The following is a 16472-nucleotide window of genomic DNA, read 5'->3' on the forward strand; positions in this document are numbered from 1 at the left end:
TCACACCTCGTAGCGGCACACCCACGGAGGACGGACCCGCGCCCATGCCCCTGGACGACATCGCCCTGCTCACCCTCGGCGTCACCCTGCTCTGCGCGGTGCTGGCCGTCGTGGGCCTGCGGCTGTACGCGACCGGACGCGAGCGGCACCGGGCCCTCGTCGACCGGCTCTTCGACGACCACGGCCTGACCGGGCCCGGCCACGGCCGCCGCTTCGCCGCCGTCGACCGCCGGCTGCGCGCCACCCGGCTCGGGCGCGGCCTGGAACGGCGGCTGGCCGCCACCGGCCTGGACGTGACCCCCGGCGAGTTCTTCGTCGGCCTGCTCGCCGTGGTCGCCGGGGTCTGGATCGTCGCGCAGGCGGTACTGGCGCCCTTCTTCGGCCCCATCGCGGCCCTGGCGGCCGTCTGGTCGGCGTACGCCTTCCTCAACTGGCAGCGGCAGAAACGTATCGAGCGGTTCATCAACCAGCTGCCCGAGCTGTCCCGCATCCTCGCCAACGCCACCCAGGCCGGGCTGGCGCTGCGGACGGCCCTGGGGATGGCGGCCGAGGAACTGGAGGCGCCCGCCGGGGAGGAACTGGCCAAGGTCTCCGACAAGCTGGCCGTCGGCCACTCCCTCGACGAGGCCCTGGACGAGCTCGCCGACCGCCTGCCCTCGCGCGAACTCGTCGTGCTCGTCACCACCCTGGTGCTGTCCAACCGCGCGGGCGGCACGGTCGTCGGCTCGCTGCGCAACCTCACCAAGACCCTGGAGGAGCGCAAGGAGACCCGGCGCGAGGTGCGCACCCAGCTCTCCCAGGTCGTCGTCACGGCGTACGTCGTGCCGTTCCTCGGCCTGGGCACGCTGCTGCTGATGAACCGCATCGCGCCCGGGGCCATCGACCGGATGACGGCCACCTTCCCGGGGCAGGCCGCGGTGGTCGTCGCCTTCGTGCTGTACGCCGCCGGGTTCTTCGTGATCCGCCGCATCTCCAAGATCGACATCTGACGGCCCCGGCCGGCCGCCGCCCCCCGCCCCGGCCCCCACCTCGAAGGCACAACACCATGGGAATCGGAACGACCGGGCTGCTCCTCGCCCTCGCGCTCGCCCTCTCCGTCGCGGGCATCTGCTACGGCGTCGCCCTCTACCGCCGCGAGGCCCGGCTCCCCCGGACATCGCCGTCGCCCTGGAGGTCGGTGCGACCCGTACCACCGTAGTCGGATCGGCGGTGGACCGGACGGGCATGCGGTACGCGCCCCTCGTCCTACGCCTGATGGGCGAGAAGCGGGTGGCCAAAGTGCGCAGGCGGATCGATCGGGCGGGCAACCCCGGCGGCCTGACCGTGGACCGCTACGCCGCCCGCCGCGCGGTGTACGGCTTCCTCGGCTTCGGCGGCGCGCTCGTCATGCTGCTGCGCTCCCAGTACCTGCTCGCCCTCCTCCTGGTCGCCTTCGGCCTGTTCTGGAACGAGGTCGGCATCTGGGCCGCGATTCGCCAACGCAAGGACACCATCGAACGCACGTTGCCCGACTTCCTCGACGTCCTGGCCGTCGTGGTCAGCGCCGGGCTGGGCTTCCGGCAGGCCCTGGACCGGGTCGCCGACAAGTACGAAGGGCCCTGGGCCGACGAACTGCGCATCACCCTGCGGCAGCTGGACATGGGCGTCAGCCGCCGCGAGGCGTTCGAGGAACTGCGCAGACGCAACGACTCCGAGCAGGTCGCCCAGTTCGTCACCGCGCTCCAGCAGGGCGAGGAACTCGGCTCGCCGATCGTCGACACGCTCATCCAGATCGCCGACGACATGCGCCGCACCGACGCGCAGAACGCCCGGCGCCGCGCGGCCCGGGCGGTGCCCAAGGCGACCATGGTCGTCACCACGTTCATGGTCCCCGCCACGATGATCCTGCTCGTCGCGGGCTTCTTCCTCGGCTCCGGCACCGACTTCGGCTCACTGATGGGCGACTGACGCGCGCCGGGCGGGGCGGGCGGTCCGTGCGGTTCGTACGGCGTACGGGTCAACTTCCGTACAGCCACGCCCTCTTACGCGTCTCGAAACGGCTCCTGTTGGGCAAACACCCTTCGCGTACGCAACGGTATGTGGCACAGTCGGCATCCATGTGTTCCCCGGCCCCGGCCGCACCGCCGGGCACACCGGGACGGGCGGCGACGGCGCTGCCGGCGAGGACGGGCGGGGGTGGGAAGGATGCCGTCGGACGGGACGGGCGTACCGGAGGAGTCGGCCGTACCAGAGGGTCCGGCCGTACCGGACGATCCGGCCGCGCCGAATGAGCCGACCACTCCTGGTGAGCCGGTCGCGCCGAACGAGCCAGCCACATCGGGCGATTCGGCCGCACCGGTAAAACCCCTCTTACCGACCGAACCGGGCGATACCGCCACCCGCCGCCACCGGCCGACGCTTCAACCCGTCCCCACGGGAAAGGAAAGCGGGCGGGTGCCCTGTTCCGGGACCGGTGTTCCGGCGTACTTTTCTCGTGTCGCGAGCGTGCGTGTGCGTAGCGTGCTCACGTCCGGTGTACGCGTGTCCGGTGTGCGCCCGTACGGCTCTCGCCCGTACGGTGCCGCGCCGTACGCCGTGTACACGCGGGGCGACACCACGGGGGCAGACCATCCGGACCGGAGCGGCCCGGCCGCCCATGGAGGGGAACACGATGGCGAAGCGGTTGTGGGGAAAGGGCGACGACCGGGGACAGACCTCGATCGAGTACCTGGGCATCATCGCCGTGGTCGTGGCGATCGTGCTCGTCCTGTCGACCACGGACTTCGGCAGTCAGATCGCGACGGCCATCTCCAACAAGATCTCCGAGGTCGTGGGAATCTGACCCGGGCGGCCTCCCGCCGCCGGAACGGGGATGCCGGCCAGGCGTTCCCCCTCTACATCGTGGCCGTGGCCGGCCTGCTCCTGCTCGCCTTCGCGTTCTTCGCGGTCGGGCAGGCCGCCGCGACGCGCAACTCCGCGCAGACCGCGGCCGACGCGGCCGCGCTGGCCGCCGGGCAGAAGTACCGGGACCAGCTGAGCACGGAACTCCTCGACGCGATCCGTACGGGCGCGCCCTGGCAGGACCTGCTGGGCGGCCGCGGCGTCCCCGGGGCCGAGGCGTGCGCCAGTGCCCAGTGGTTCGCGGGCCGCAACGACGCCGACGCGACGTGCACGGCCGGGTCGTACCCCACGTCGTTCGCCGTCGAGGCCGACACCCGTAAGACCGTGGGCCGTTCGGTGATCCCCGGCACCGAGAACAGGCACGCTTCGGCGCGGGCCAGGGCGGTGGTCGAACCACGCTGCACACCGGGGCCGGAGCCGGAGCCGACACCGGCACCGGGGGAGGGCGACGGGCCCGGTCAGGGCGACGGCAGCGATCCACCCGCCGACGACCCGCCCACCGACGACCCATCCGGCGGCGATCCGCCTACCAACGACCCGCCCCCGGTCCCCCGACCGTGAACCTCACCTGCGAGGACGGCAAGGAGCGGACCGTCGATCCGGCCGACCCCCGCGACCTGCCCGAAGCCGCCGACCTGTTCTCCGTACGCCTTGCCGAATGACCAGCCGACGACGAGCAGAGGGAATCGCATCCATGGACACTGGGCGCCCTTCGAAGGCCACCAGGAGAGTCGCCGCCGCGGCGATCGCCGCGGCCCTCGCTCTCGTCGTCGGCGGCTGCGGCGGGGAGGAAGGCGGCAGCGGCGCAGCCGACGGCAAGCCGTCCGCGCGGGCCTCCGCCCCGAAGGACACCGGGCGCGGCACCCCGGCCGCCGACTCCCAGCAGGCCATCGGCGAGGTGAAAGGGGCGGACGGGGTGGTCGTCACCCTGCACTCCGCCGTCCGGGACACCGGCGGCTTCGTCACGGTCAGCGGCACCGTCACCAACAACGGCGACAAGATCTTCAACGCGATCAACTGGCGCTCCAACGAGACCGGCATGCGCTCCCGCTCCTCGGTCTCCGGCGCCACCCTGGTCGACAAGGCCGGCAAGAAGCGCTACCTGGTGCTGCGGGACACCGAGGGCGAGTGTCTGTGCACCACCGGGCTGAGCGGCCTGAAACCGGGCGAGAGCCGGCCCGTCTTCGCGCAGTTCCCGGCCCCGCCGGCGAAGGTGACCGAGGTCGACTTCCAGCTGCCGACCATGCCGCCCGCCACTGTCTCGATCTCGGACTGACCCATGACCACCACGTCCGGGACCGGAACCCGTACGGCACGCGCCGCCGTCACCGCGGCCGCCGCCCTCCTGCTCACCTGCACCCCGTCCCCGCCGGCCGCCCACGCCGACGACCCGCCCGGCGTCTCCGAGGACACCACCGCCCCGGTGAAGATCGACCCGAAGGACCCCGACCTCCGGATGGTCCAGGGCGCCACCCTCGCCCCCGCCAAGGTGCTCAACATCAAGTCCATCGTCGAGACCGACGACGGCGCCGAGCGGCGGCAGGACACCAACTCCAACGTGACCTTCGCCCTCCAGGCCGAAGTCCTCTTCGCCAAGGACAGCGCCGAACTCTCCCCCGACGCGCTGTCCCGCATCACCACCATCGCCACCGAGATCAAAAAGCAGCACGCCACCAACCTGCGCGTCTTCGGCTTCACCGACAACCTGGGCTCGGACGCGCACGGCCTGGTCCTCTCCAAGGAACGCGCCAACGCGGTCCAGCGCGAACTGGCCGACGGCCTCGGCGCGTCGGTCACCTTCCAGATCCGGGGTTACGGAGAGCAGTACCCGATCGCCGACAACGCCACGGAGGACGGCCGCAAGAAGAACCGTCGGGTCGAGGTGAGCTTTCCGCGGACGGGGCAGTAGGGGCCCGGTGGCGCGACATCGGCCACCGGCCGACGGCTTCCGGCGTGCCACGGCAGGCCCGGCAGGTATTGAACTGATCGATCCAATACATGTAGCGTCTTCCCCATGGCCCGTCCCAGGAAGTTCGACGAGGAGCGGGCGGTCGGTGCCGCGATGGACGCGTTCCGGACCGCCGGCTACGAAGCCACGTCCACGCAGGACCTGTGCGAGGCGACCGGCCTCGGGCGCAGCAGCATCTACAACACGTTCAAGAGCAAGCACGACCTCTTCGGGCGGGCGCTGGACCGTTTCATGACGGAACGGAACGGCGAGCTGTTCGCGCTGCTGGAGAGCGATCTGCCGGTGCGGGAGAAGATCCGTACGCACCTGCGGCGCGTCGTGGACGAGGAGTGCGACAGCGAGGAGACCCGGCGCGGGTGTCTGGTCGTGAACACCGCCATCGAGATCGCGGCCCGCGACGAGGAGGTCGCAGGCGAGCTGGCGCGGGACTACCGGCTGCGGCTGGAGGCGATCCGCGCCGCGATCGCGGCCGGGCAGCGGGACGGCGACATCGACGCGGGCAAGGACGCGCGCGCCCTCGCCCACCTGGTCATCGCGGCCGTCGGCGGCCTGCGGGTGTCGGCGCGCTGCGGGGTCGGCCGGGCGGCGCTCGAAGGAGTCGTGGAGGGCTTCATGGCGGCGCTGTGACGTGCCGCCCCACGCGCCCCGACCGGGGCGCTTTCCTTGGCTCCGTTTTGGACTGACCAATACATAACCGCTCATCCCTACCTACCGTTCGGGAGTACGCACCTCATGCCCCTGTCCGTCTACCTCCTCGGGCTCGGAATCTTCGCCCAGGGAACCTCCGAGTTCATGCTCGCCGGACTGCTGCCCAACGTGGCCGCCGACCTCGGCGTCTCCATCCCCGACGCCGGAATGCTGGTGTCCGCGTTCGCCATCGGCATGGTGGTGGGCGCACCCGCCCTCGCCATCGCCACCCTGCGCATACCGCGCCGCACCGCGCTGATCGCCTTCCAGCTCGTCTTCGTAACCGGGCACGTGGTCGGCGCCCTGGCCCCGGGATACGGAGTGCTGTTCGCGACGCGGGTCGTCAGCGCCTTCGCGTACGCGGGCTTCTGGGCGGTGGCCGCCGCGGCGGCGGTGAGCCTGGTGCCCGCCGACGCCAAGGGCAAGGCGCTGTCGGTCGTCGGCACCGGGCTCACCCTCGCCACGATCGTCGGCGTACCGGCCGGCACGGTCCTGAGCCAGCACGCCGGGTGGCGCGCGGCCTTCTGGGCCGTGGTCGCCCTGACCGCCGTCAGCCTGGCCTCCCTGCTGGCCGCACTGCCCGCCGGCCGCCCGGACCAGGGCGAACTCCCCTCCGTACGCCGCGAACTCAAGGCCATGACCAAGCCCGCCCTGTGGGTCTCCTACCTCGTCACCACCCTGAGCTTCGGCGCCGCCATCGTCACCTCCAGCTACCTCGCACCCCTGCTGACCGAGGTGAGCGGCCTGCCGGAGAGCCTGGTGCCGGCCGTCCTCGCGCTGTACGGGATCGGCGGCCTCCTCGGCGTGACCCTCGGCGGCCGCACTGCCGACCGCCACCCGCTCCGCACCCTCTTCCTCGGCGTCGGCGGACTGGCCGTGGCCTCCGCGCTGCTCGCCCTGACGGCCGCGAACCTGCCCGTGACCATCGCCCTCGTCTTCGCCCTGGGCCTCACCGGCTACGTCACCAACCCGGTCGTCCAGTCCCGCGTCTTCACCCTCGTCCCGGACGCACCGACCCTGGCCCCCGCGGTCAACACCTCCGCCTTCAACGTCGGCATCACCCTCACCCCGATGCTGGGCGGCCTGACGATCGACGCGGGCTTCGGCTTCACGTCGGTGGCCTGGGTGGGCGCGGCGGTGGGCGCGGCGGCCCTGGGCGCCGTGCTCTGGGCGGCGACCCTCCAGCGCCGCGCGAAGGCCCGCACGACGACGGACCGGGCGCCGCACGCGGTGGACGCGGTGGACGCCCGGCAGGAGGCGCTGACGGTGGCTGACTGAGCGGTGGGTTCAGCGGTACAGCTCGCACCACACGATCTTGCCGTCCACGCCGAGACGGTTCGGCTCGGGGACCGCGCACAACTGCTGGCCTCGGAGCTCGCCACGAACTGGGAGCTCGTCGAGCGAGTACCGGTCCAGCACGAGTCGCACGGTGCCGCGAGCGACGCCGGGGCTGCGTGAGCGAGCCGGGTTGAGTGCCACGGAGGCCGGCGCCTTGACCGGGCTGGGGCAGTCGCGAGTCAGCAATATCGAAGTGGCGCGCATCGGTGTGAGTGCCCAGCGCGTGCGAGCCCTGGCGCGAGCTTACGGTTGTGCCGACGCCGCACTTGTGGAGGCGCTTGTCGTCATGGCCGCCGGTGGGAAGCGTGGCTGGTGGGAGGACTACCGGGAGAAGCTGCTTCCGGGCCTGCTCGACCTCGCGGAGATGGAGCACAATGCGACTGCCGTACGCACCGCGCAAGTTTCGCACCTGCCGGGCCTGTTGCAGACGGCTGACTATGCTCGCCTGACCTTCTTGCAGAACGTCCCCGAGCCCTCTCCGCCGCATGTGGAGCATCTCGTGTCCCATCGGATCAAGCGGCAGGAGGTCCTGTACCGGGACTCTCCGGTGCCGTACACGGCAATCATTCACGAGGCCGCGTTGCGGATGGAGTTCGGCGGGCACTCCCTTACGCGAAAGCAGCTCGAACACATCGTCGCCATGAGCGAGCGGGAGCGGATCACGGTGCTGGTGATTCCGTTCTCGGCGGGGATCTTTCCGGGTGCGGGGCAGACGGTGACCTACGCGGAGGGGCAGGTGCCGCAGCTGGATACGGTGCAACTCGACACCGAGCACGGGGCGGTGTTCGAGTACGCCGATGCCCAACTGGACAGATACCGCACGCTTATGCGGCGCTTCGAGGGCATGGCGCTCGGCGAGTCCGCTTCGCGTGACGTCATCCACACCATCGTCAACGACCTCTGAGAGGACGAGAACGTGTCCATACCCAACTGACAGAAGTCTTCGTACAGCGGCAACGCGAGCAACTGCGTCGAAGTAGCGGCGCCGTCCGGTGAGGCGGTGCTCATCCGCGAGAGTGAGGAGCCTCTGGTGCAGGTGGCAACCAATCCGGCGGCGCTGATGCGCTTTATCCGCTTTGTGTGGACCGGTGCGGCGGGGAAGTGAGGTGCGTACCTGTCCTCCCTCGTCTGGCAGAAGTCGACCTACAGCAGTGAAGGCGACAACTGCCTTGAGCTGGCCGTGGGCCTGGAAGATGCGGTGCTTCTTCGGGAGAGTGACGATCCCTTCGTGGTCGTCACCGTCAGTCCCGTCGTGCTTGGTGGGCTGGTGCGGTCCGTGCGGAGTGACGTGATCGGCCGGTGAGGCCGCGGTGGCCGGCACGGACGGTGGGCACATCGTCGTACCGGCGTACCGGCGGGTGCGCCCCGCGGGTCGGAGTGGCGCGGTCATGTCCGTGTTGACGGGGGAGGGCGTTGTTTCCGGGGTTGGGGGGTGGGGGTGGCGCCTGGAAGGGGTAATTGCGGGGGGAAGCGAGGTGGGTTGGGGCTGGAAGATAGTACATATGCGGGTATGTGCCCTATGGTCGTTTTCGCACCGCTCACACGCGATCAGCTGGAAGCGCATCGCGCGGGCCTGCCTGCCTGCTCCTGCCCTGGGAGAGGCCGGCCCGCGGCAGGGAGACGAGCCACCAGCTGATGCGGCGTCCGGGCGGTGCCGAACTGTCGGGCGGGTGAAGGGTGGCCTGGAGGGTCAGGGGGTGTCGATCGTGAGGCGGGTGCCGGGAAGCAGGCCCCAGCGGGCCATCGCGCCGGCCTCCGCCTCCAGTACGTGGCGGGCGCGGAGGCGGGGAGGCCGAGGCGCCCCGGCCTCATGGTGCGTACGGCCAGGACGGTGAGGTCGCGGGTGAGGTACGCGACGTCGATGGGGAAGCGCATGCGGAAGGTGTGTACCGAGCCGGCCGGGGTCAGCAGCAGGGCGCCTTCGAGGGCGTCGCGGCCCAGCAGGCCGCGGGTGCGGGCGCGGTAGGAGGCGGCGATCTCCAGGGGGATGGCCAGGGCGGTCATGGGGGCGGACGGCGCAGCCGTTTCGAGGGGTGCTTCTTGCGTGCGCGTCGTTTCTCCGGCGTCGGTCTGTGCGAAGCGGAGCGTTCCTGATCCGTTCTGCCAGCGGGGCATGAGGAGCGTTTTATCAGCTTAGGGTCGACCGGGTGGCTGTGATGCTGATGGTTCTCGCTGCCGGGTACGGGGGCGCGGTGGGGTTGCTCGTGCCGCGGCCCGCGTATCGGCTGGCTGTCGAGCCGGGGGAGAGGTGGCGGGACCGCTGCCCGTGTGGGCGGCCGGTCGCTGGGCCTCTGCGGGGGTGGGTGGGGCTGGGGCGTTGTCGCGCGTGCGGGCCGTATGGGCCTGGGGCGGTGGGGACTGCCCTGGTCGGTGCGTTGGCCGGCGCGCTGCTCGCCGGGGCCACCGGCGCGCGGCCCGAGCTGGTGGTCTGGCTCGCGGCCGCCCCTGTGGCGGTGCTGCTCGCCGTCGTGGACTGGCGGGTGCGGCGGCTGCCCGATGTGCTGACCCTGCCGCTGGCGGCCGGTGCCGTGCTTCTGCTGGGGCTTGTCGCGCTGAGTGGGGGAGGGGCGGGTGTGTGGGGTGGGGCGCTGCTCGGAGGGCTGGGGCTTGGGGGATTTTATTTCGTACTATATTTGGTCAATCCAGCGGGAATGGGGCTCGGTGACGTCAAGTTGGCGATCGGGCTGGGGGTCACTCTTGGGTGGTACGGCTGGGCAATTCTGATCACTGGCGCGTTCCTGGGGTTGCTGCTCGGCGCGCTCTACGGGTGCGGCTTGCTGCTGCGGCGCGCCAGGGGCGCGGAAGCCCGTGATGATGGGCCTGAACCGGCCATGCCGTACGGCCCTTTCATGATCATCGGGGCGCTGCTCGGGGTGCTTCTCGGGGCCGCGGCGGCGCCTTGATCCAGAAACCGGGCGCGCCGTTCCGCCTGAAGTTGCACTGAGCACCCCCTCTTCGGGGTTATGGTGGAAACCCCCCCTCGGGCCGGTCCGTATCCCCCCACGGACCGGCCCGCTTTTTGTGCCCGGGTACGGATCTCGCCATGATCATGACCGGACAGGTTTCGTACACGGATCGTGCGAACGTCTCTGCGGGATGCGGGGAGCGCCCCGCGAAGGCGTCAGGGACCGAACAGAATCAGCCGCGCTTGGCCCAGATGTTCACACCGTCGGTCGACTTCGCGAACTCTTCGATCTCGGACAGCTCCGCATCCGTGATCTTCGGCGCGCCCACCGCCGCCACATTGGCCTCCAGCTGCGCCACGCTGCTCGCCCCGATCAGCGCCGAGGTCATCCGCTCGTCCCGCAGCACCCAGGAGAGCGCCAGCTGGGCCAGGGACTGGCCGCGGCGCGCGGCGATCTCGTTCAGGCCGCGCAGCCGCCGCCGTACGTCGTCCGAGAGCAGGCCCGGATCGAGCGACTTGCCCTGCGACGCGCGCGAGCCCTCCGGGATGCCGTCCAGGTACTTGTCGGTGAGCAGGCCCTGGGCGAGGGGGCGAAGGAGATGCAGCCCATGCCTTCCGCCTCCAGGGTGTCGAGGAGGGCGTCCTCCTCCGTCCACCGGTTGATCATCGAGTAGGAAGGCTGGTGGATCAGCGGGCGGACGCCCATCTCCTTCAGGATGCGGGCGGCTTCGCGGGTCTGCTCGGCGGAGTAGGACGAGACGCCCACGTACAGCGCCTTGCCCTGCTGGACGGCGGACACCAGGGCGCCCATCGTCTCCTCCAGCGGGGTGTCCGGGTCGAAACGGTGCGAATAGAAGATGTCGACGTAATCGACACCCATCCGCTTCAGTGAGGCATCCAGCGACGAGAGGAGATATTTGCGCGAACCCCATTCGCCGTACGGGCCGGGGTGCATGAGATATCCGGCCTTGGTGGAGAGGACGATCTCGTCGCGGTAGGGCCGGAAGTCCTGCGCGAAGATCTTTCCGAAGTTCAGCTCGGCCGAGCCGGGCGGCGGCCCGTAGTTGTTCGCCAGGTCGAAGTGGGTCACGCCCAGGTCGAAGGCGCGGCGCAGGATCGCCCGCTGGGACGCCAGGCCACGGTCGTCACCGAAGTTGTGCCACAGGCCCAGGGAGACGGCGGGGAGTTTGAGACCGCTGCGGCCGGTGCGGCGGTACTCCATGGAGTCGTAGCGCGTATTCGCGGCAATGTGGACAGAGGCATCAGTCATGGTCATCTCCTTATCACGGAGTTGTGACACACCTGATTGGGCCGCCGGGTCGTCCCCGACGTAAAGTTGCCGACTTGAGGCGACGGGGGCGACCGCCATTTGCACGGAGGGGCTTGACCACAATGCTGCGATCTTCCGGGGTGCGCATCCCGTACCCGCCCGCTTTGCGCAACCTCGTCTACAGGCTCTACGCCCGCCGGGTCGAAGGCCGCCTCGACCACGACCAGGTCCCCAAGCACATCGGCGTCATCCTCGACGGCAACCGCCGCTGGGCGCGGGCCGACGGCCGCACCACCGTGCAGGGCCACCAGGCCGGCGCCGAAAAGATCAGCGAGCTGCTGGGCTGGTGCGCCGAGACCGACGTCGAGGTGGTCACGCTGTGGATGCTGTCCACGGACAACCTCGACCGGTCCGAGAAGGAACTGAACCCGCTGCTGGGGATCATCGAGAACACCGTGCGCGGCCTGGCCGCCGACGGCCGCTGGCGGGTCCACCACGTCGGCAACCGCGACCTGCTGCCCGACGGCACGCAGAAGGTGCTCAAGGAGGCCGAGCAGGCCACCGCCGACCACACCGGCATCCTGGTCAACGTCGCCGTCGGCTACGGCGGCCGGCAGGAGATCGCGGACGCGGTGCGCTCGCTGCTCCTGGAGCACGCCGAGCGCGGTACCTCCTTCGAGGAACTGGCCGACATCGTCGACATCGACCTGATCTCCGAGCACCTCTACACCCGCGGCCAGCCGGACCCGGACCTGGTGATCCGCACCAGCGGCGAGCAGCGGCTGTCCGGCTTCATGCTCTGGCAGAGCGCCCACTCGGAGTACTACTTCTGCGAGGTCTTCTGGCCGGCCTTCCGCAAGGTGGACTTCCTGCGCGCCCTGCGCGACTACGCCGCCCGTCACCGGCGTTACGGGTTTTAGGCCAACCGAGCCGCCCCTCCAGGCGCGGGAGCACACCCGCGCCAAATCCGTAACCAAGCGTTCACCGACCGTGCGTCATATGCCATTGCATGGGTGCGCACGTTCGCGGGAATATCCCTTCCAGGTCGGTATCCGGCAGTACCAGTCATCGGATGCCGTATCTCAGCGGACGGCACGGGGCCGTCCGCCCGGGAGGCCCTTTGCACATCACGGACGACCGTGCGGACCGCACGGACGACGCGGGGGGCCGGCGTTCGGCCCGTGCAGCGTGGCCCGAGCCCGGTCCTGTCGCCCGCCGCCTGACGGCGCGGCGGCTCCACTTCCGCGACGCCGTCGCACCCCGACCTCATCCGAGGGGTACGTCCACCCGTGGTGAACAGCAAGCAGCGCCGTGAGAACGGCCGGCGCACCTATGTCCTCGACACCAGCGTGCTGCTGGCGGATCCAGGCTCCATGTCCCGCTTCGACGAGCACGAAGTCGTGCTGCCGGTCGTCGTGGTCACCGAACTGGAGGCGAAGAGGCATCATCCCGAACTCGGCTATTTCGCCCGGCAGGCCCTGCGCCTCCTGGACGAGTACCGCGTACGGCACGGACGGCTGGACGCCCCGATCCCCATCGGGGACCTGGGGGATCCCTCCGGGTCGAGCTGAACCACGCCGACCCGGGCGTACTGCCCGCCGGCTTCCGCCTGGGCGACAACGACTCGCGGATCCTCGCGGTGGCCCGCAACCTCCAGGCCGAGGGCTACGACGTCACGGTCGTCTCCAAGGACCTGCCGCTGCGCATCAAGGCGTCCGCGGTGGGCCTGCTGGCGGAGGAGTACCGCGCCGAACTGGCCATCACGGACTCCGGCTGGACGGGCATGGCGGAGCTGACCGCGACGCCGGAGCAGATCGACGGCCTCTTCGCCGAGGAGACCGCGTACCTGCCCGAGGCCGCCGAGCTGCCCGTGCACACCGGGCTGGTGCTCCAGTCCGAGCGCGGCAAGGCGCTCGGCCGGGTCACGGCGGACGGCAGCGTACGGCTGGTGCGCGGCGACCGGGAGGCGTTCGGCATCCACGGCCGCAGCGCCGAACAGCGGGTCGCGCTCGACCTGCTGATGGACCCGGAGGTCGGCATCGTCTCGATGGGCGGGCGGGCCGGTACGGGCAAGTCGGCGCTGGCGCTGTGCGCGGGCCTGGAGGCGGTGCTGGAGCGGCAGCAGCACCGCAAGGTGATGGTCTTCCGTCCGCTGTACGCGGTCGGCGGGCAGGAGCTGGGCTATCTGCCGGGCACCGAGGCGGAGAAGATGAGCCCGTGGGCCCAGGCCGTCTTCGACACGCTGTCGGCGGTGACCACCTCGGACGTGATCGAAGAGGTGGTGGGCCGCGGCATGCTGGAGGTACTGCCGCTGACCCACATCCGCGGCCGGTCGCTGCACGACGCGTTCGTCATCGTCGACGAGGCGCAGTCGCTGGAACGCAACGTGCTGCTGACGGTGCTGTCCCGGATCGGCGCCAACTCGCGTGTCGTGCTCACCCATGACGTCGCGCAGCGCGACAACCTGCGGGTCGGCCGGTACGACGGGGTGGTGGCGGTCGTCGAGAAACTGAAGGGCCATCCGCTGTTCGCGCACGTCACCCTCACCCGCTCGGAGCGGTCGCCGATCGCGGCCCTGGTGACCGAAATGCTGGAGGACGGCAGGATCTGACCGTTTGTCGAACGCGGCGCCGCCCGGCAGAAGCGCAGGAGCTTAGCCGGGCGGCGCCGCGTCGCGCGGGGTTTTCCGCAGATCGCGCGCGGCAAACGGGGTGTGAGCTTTCACACGCAACGATGAATTGATTCCGCGCGTCCGGTTCGGGCAGAGTCTGGGTCCTGTCAGGCCCCGCATACGGCACACCAGCACCCCCAGCGGTGCGGAACCCCAGAACTGCATAGCGTCGCCGTATGCCGCCCGAGCACCACGCGGACCCCGAGGGGGACGTACCGGGCCCGTGCCTCCCGTGACCAGCCGTTCCCGCCGCTCAATCGGGGGCGGAACAAGGGGAGGCCAGCGTCAGGGGCACGATTGCGTCCGCGAGGTCACCTATGCGGACGATGCTGGAAGGAAAGCGTGTGAGCCGGATCTCGGTCCGGGGATTCGCCGTGGCCTCCGCCACCGCGGTCACCACCGTCGGCGCCGTCGTCGGCGTCGCGTCAGGCCAGGAGCAGGGCTCGGTCGCCCACACCGAGGCCGCCGCGGCCGACGCGACGATCGCCGACGTACCCGCGGGCCTCCAGGCCCAGGTGCAGACGGCCTCCCTTACGCAGCAGGCGGACGACGCGTCCACCCAGGCGGACGCCGCCGCGCTGAAGTCCGCGCAGGAGTCGGCCCGCAAGGCAGCCGCCCAGGACGCGCAGGACAAGAAGGACGCGGCCGACAAGAAGGCGAAGGCCGAGAAGGACGCCAAGGAGCGCGAGAAGGAGAAGGAAGCCTCCCGCTCCGCCGCGCGCGACGCGTCCACCTTCACCGCCAAGGCGTCGTACTCGATCGCCGAGACGCAGGCCATCGCCCGGCAGATGCTGCCGGCCGACCAGTTCCAGTGCTTCAGCAACATCGTGGACCACGAGTCCGGCTGGAACTACCGCGCCACCAACGCCTCCTCCGGCGCCTACGGCCTGGTCCAGGCGCTGCCCGGCACCAAGATGGCCTCCGCGGGTTCCGACTGGCGTACCAACCCGGCCACCCAGATCAAGTGGGGGCTGAACTACATGAACAGCCGCTACAACAGCCCCTGTGGTGCCTGGGGCTTCTGGCAGAACAACCACTGGTACTAGAACGGCCACCGGCACCGGCGATGAACCGCTGGTTCCGGAGAACAGCCGCAGGTACCGGAACGTGAGGGAGGACCACCGCGTAAGGTGGTCCGCCTCTCCGCTTCGTACGCGAAACCCCCGGCCGCGACGGCGTCGGGGGTTTCGTGCGTCCCGCACCGGTAACGTCGTCCTGACAGCACCGGGGGCGGGAGGGGAAGAGGAAGCGACATGTCCAGATTGCCTCAGTGGGTCGGTGGCCTCGGTGCCGGTCTGACGCGGATCGCGCAGCGGCTGGAGGACCAGCGCCGCCGCGCGGAGGCCGCGGAGGAAGAGAGCGACCCGGAGCTGAGGCCTGCCGGGCGCGCGGCCGGGCCCCGTGCGCCGCACGACGACGCGTACGCCGGTACGTACACCGGCGCGCAGCCCGACGGTGGGCCGTCCGGCGGCACCAACGCGCCCCATGCGCCGCACGCGCCCGAAGCAGCTGACGCGCCCGACGCGCCGGAGGACGCGCACCAGCCGCCGGACTCGGTGCCGGCCCCGCCGACGTACGCGCCTGCCGTCGCGCCCCGCCCCGACCCGGTGGCCGCGGTGCCGTGGGGTGTCCGGGTCGCGGCCGAGGCGAGCTGGCGGCTGCTGATCCTGGCCGCGGCGATCTGGGTGCTGGCCAAGGTCATCACCTCCGTCCAGCTCGCCGTGCTGGCGTTCGTCGCCGCGCTGCTGATCACCGCGCTGCTCCAGCCGACCGTCGCCTGGCTCAAGCGCCGTGGCGTGCCGCGGGGGCTCGCCACGGCGCTGACGTTCATCGCCGGGTTCGTCATCATGGGGCTGGTCGGATGGTTCGTCGTATGGCAGGTTCAGGACAATATTGACTCGGTGTCCAGCCGTATCCAGGAAGGCATCACCGAACTCAAGGGCTGGCTGCTCGACAGCCCGTTCCATGTCACCGAGGACCAGATCAACAACATCGCCAAGAACCTCCAGGACGCCGTCGGCGCCAACACGGAGGCGATCACCTCGGCCGGCCTGGAGGGCGTCACGGTCGTCCTGGAGGTGCTCACCGGCATCCTGCTGGCGATGTTCACCACGCTCTTCCTGCTGTACGACGGCCGGCGCATCTGGAACTGGGTGCTCAAGCTGGTACCGAGCGCGGCGCGCGAGGGCGTGGCGGGCGCCGGACCGCGCGCCTGGCGCACCCTGACCGCCTATGTGCGCGGGACGGTGATAGTGGCGCTGATCGACGCCATCTTCATCGGCATCGGCCTCTACTTCCTCGACGTGCCGCTGGCCGTGCCGCTCGCCGTCTTCATCTTCCTGTTCGCCTTCGTCCCGCTGGTGGGCGCGGTCGTCTCGGGCGCGCTGGCGTGCGTGGTCGCGCTGGTGACCCAGGGCGTCTTCGCCGCGCTGATGGTGCTCGCGGTCGTCCTGGCGGTGCAGCAGATCGAGGGTCACATCCTCCAGCCGTTCATCCTGGGCCGCGCGGTACGGGTCCACCCGCTCGCCGTCATCCTGTCGGTGGCCGCGGGCGGCCTGGTGGCCGGCATCGGCGGCGCGGTCGTCGCGGTCCCGCTGGTCGCGGTCACCAACACGGTCGTCGGCTATCTGCGCTCGTACTCACGGGAACAGGCCCTGAGGATGGCGCCGCCCCCGCACGGCGCCACGGCGCTGGACGTCGCGCCGTCCCCGCCGAAGGGCGGCGACCCGCGGGACTGACCCGGCGTCGGCCC

Annotated in this window: 14 protein-coding genes and 5 pseudogenes; 16 read left to right on the forward strand and 3 right to left on the reverse strand. The window is 70.7% G+C overall.

Annotated elements, in window-relative coordinates:
* Window positions 1-44: 44 nt before the first annotated feature.
* From ACEXOX_RS30525 to ACEXOX_RS30560, 8 genes and pseudogenes are all read left to right on the forward strand, one after another.
* Window positions 45-989, forward strand: coding sequence for a type II secretion system F family protein (locus ACEXOX_RS30525; protein ID WP_406524299.1), 945 nt, complete (start codon window positions 45-47; stop codon window positions 987-989).
* A 56-nt stretch (window positions 990-1045) separates the two neighbouring features.
* Window positions 1046-1947 (forward strand): annotated as a pseudogene (locus ACEXOX_RS30530) (DUF5936 domain-containing protein).
* A gap of 703 nt (window positions 1948-2650) precedes the next feature.
* Window positions 2651-2821, forward strand: coding sequence for a membrane protein (locus tag ACEXOX_RS30535; RefSeq protein ID WP_030020674.1), 171 nt, complete (start codon window positions 2651-2653; stop codon window positions 2819-2821).
* A gap of 65 nt (window positions 2822-2886) precedes the next feature.
* A complete protein-coding gene (locus ACEXOX_RS30540) occupies window positions 2887-3441 on the forward strand; it encodes a pilus assembly protein TadG-related protein (RefSeq protein WP_406524300.1) in 555 nt (184 codons plus the stop codon).
* A gap of 133 nt (window positions 3442-3574) precedes the next feature.
* Complete coding sequence (locus ACEXOX_RS30545) at window positions 3575-4156, forward strand: hypothetical protein (protein WP_406524301.1); 582 nt, start codon at window positions 3575-3577, stop codon at window positions 4154-4156.
* 3 nt (window positions 4157-4159) lie between these two features.
* Entirely contained in the window at window positions 4160-4789 is a 630-nt protein-coding gene (locus ACEXOX_RS30550; RefSeq protein WP_406524302.1) for an OmpA family protein, read from the forward strand.
* A gap of 105 nt (window positions 4790-4894) precedes the next feature.
* Complete coding sequence (locus ACEXOX_RS30555; protein WP_406524303.1) at window positions 4895-5476, forward strand: TetR/AcrR family transcriptional regulator; 582 nt, start codon at window positions 4895-4897, stop codon at window positions 5474-5476.
* Window positions 5477-5581: 105 nt separating this feature from the next.
* Window positions 5582-6814 carry a Cmx/CmrA family chloramphenicol efflux MFS transporter gene (locus ACEXOX_RS30560; RefSeq protein ID WP_406524304.1) on the forward strand — a complete coding sequence of 411 codons (1233 nt, stop codon included), beginning with the start codon at window positions 5582-5584 and terminating at the stop codon, window positions 6812-6814.
* 9 nt (window positions 6815-6823) lie between these two features.
* Here ACEXOX_RS30560 and ACEXOX_RS30565 read toward each other — a convergent pair whose 3' ends face one another.
* Window positions 6824-6955, reverse strand: a complete 132-nt coding sequence (locus ACEXOX_RS30565) for a hypothetical protein (protein ID WP_406524305.1) — start codon at window positions 6953-6955, stop codon at window positions 6824-6826.
* 10 nt (window positions 6956-6965) lie between these two features.
* Between ACEXOX_RS30565 and ACEXOX_RS30570 the strand changes: the two genes are divergently transcribed.
* The 3 genes and pseudogenes from ACEXOX_RS30570 to ACEXOX_RS30580 all read left to right on the forward strand — a co-directional run bounded on the left by ACEXOX_RS30570 (window position 6966) and on the right by ACEXOX_RS30580 (window position 8177).
* Entirely contained in the window at window positions 6966-7778 is an 813-nt protein-coding gene (locus tag ACEXOX_RS30570) for a helix-turn-helix domain-containing protein (protein WP_406524306.1), read from the forward strand.
* 42 nt (window positions 7779-7820) lie between these two features.
* Window positions 7821-7979, forward strand: a pseudogene (locus tag ACEXOX_RS30575) (DUF397 domain-containing protein); the annotation flags it as partial.
* Window positions 7980-7988: 9 nt separating this feature from the next.
* Window positions 7989-8177 (forward strand): DUF397 domain-containing protein, encoded by a 189-nt coding sequence (locus ACEXOX_RS30580; RefSeq protein ID WP_406526515.1) that lies wholly within the window; start codon window positions 7989-7991, stop codon window positions 8175-8177.
* 387 nt (window positions 8178-8564) lie between these two features.
* On the opposite strand, the pseudogene ACEXOX_RS30585 reads toward ACEXOX_RS30580, so the two are convergent.
* Window positions 8565-8878, reverse strand: a pseudogene (locus ACEXOX_RS30585) (DUF192 domain-containing protein).
* Window positions 8879-9249: 371 nt separating this feature from the next.
* On the opposite strand from ACEXOX_RS30585, the gene ACEXOX_RS30590 reads away from it, so the two are divergent.
* Window positions 9250-9777, forward strand: a complete 528-nt coding sequence (locus ACEXOX_RS30590) for a prepilin peptidase (RefSeq protein ID WP_406524307.1) — start codon at window positions 9250-9252, stop codon at window positions 9775-9777.
* Between the two features lie 235 nt (window positions 9778-10012).
* Here the strand turns inward: ACEXOX_RS30590 and mgrA are convergent.
* Window positions 10013-11001: pseudogene (mgrA, locus tag ACEXOX_RS30595) on the reverse strand (L-glyceraldehyde 3-phosphate reductase).
* 170 nt (window positions 11002-11171) lie between these two features.
* Between mgrA and ACEXOX_RS30600 the strand changes: the two are divergent.
* From ACEXOX_RS30600 to ACEXOX_RS30615, 4 genes and pseudogenes are all read left to right on the forward strand, one after another.
* Entirely contained in the window at window positions 11172-11969 is a 798-nt protein-coding gene (locus tag ACEXOX_RS30600) for an isoprenyl transferase (protein ID WP_406526516.1), read from the forward strand.
* A gap of 369 nt (window positions 11970-12338) precedes the next feature.
* Window positions 12339-13660, forward strand: a pseudogene (locus ACEXOX_RS30605) (PhoH family protein).
* 404 nt (window positions 13661-14064) lie between these two features.
* On the forward strand, window positions 14065-14766 hold the full coding sequence (locus ACEXOX_RS30610) for a transglycosylase SLT domain-containing protein (RefSeq protein ID WP_031000815.1): 702 nt from the start codon (window positions 14065-14067) through the stop codon (window positions 14764-14766).
* Window positions 14767-14973: 207 nt separating this feature from the next.
* Complete coding sequence (locus ACEXOX_RS30615; RefSeq protein WP_406524308.1) at window positions 14974-16458, forward strand: AI-2E family transporter; 1485 nt, start codon at window positions 14974-14976, stop codon at window positions 16456-16458.
* The last annotated feature ends 14 nt before the right edge of the window (window positions 16459-16472 follow it).

This window comes from Streptomyces sp. Ac-502 (genome assembly GCF_045222935.1).
In the GTDB taxonomy this organism is placed as follows: domain Bacteria; phylum Actinomycetota; class Actinomycetes; order Streptomycetales; family Streptomycetaceae; genus Streptomyces; species Streptomyces monomycini.